We start from the raw sequence: 331 nt of genomic DNA, 5'->3' as shown, positions 1-331 counted from the left end.
CCGCTCGTCCTCGGTGAGCCGTTCCCAGAGGTCGGTGGTGAGCTTTTCCCTGGCCTCGGGCCTGGCCTCGGCGATGGCGCGGGACATGCGCTCGGCGACGGCGCGGCGGCGCCGATCCTTCTCGTCCTGCCGCCGGTGCTTCCGGGCAGCGGCCCTGCGCTGCGCGTCCTCGCGCTGCTGGCGCAGCCTGGCCTTCAGCGCGATGGCGCGGCGGATGCCGAGGAAGAGGTTGCTGAAGCGGGTCTCGGCCTCTCCGGCGCGGTCGAGATCGCCGGCCTTGAGGGCGGTCATGCCCCGGGCCTGGAAGCCCGTGGCCATCGCCTCGGCGAGA

1 protein-coding gene is annotated in these 331 nt (G+C 74.0%); it reads right to left on the bottom strand.

Annotated elements, in window-relative coordinates; translation table 11 throughout:
• Positions 1-331 (bottom strand): hypothetical protein (locus AAHM41_RS40415; protein WP_342242290.1); only part of this gene is annotated, 331 nt, incomplete at both ends.

The sequence above is a fragment of the Inquilinus sp. OTU3971 genome, from assembly GCF_038440215.1.
The sequence above is the reverse complement of the archived record's forward strand: the minus strand, read 5'-3'. Positions and strand labels throughout refer to the sequence as shown.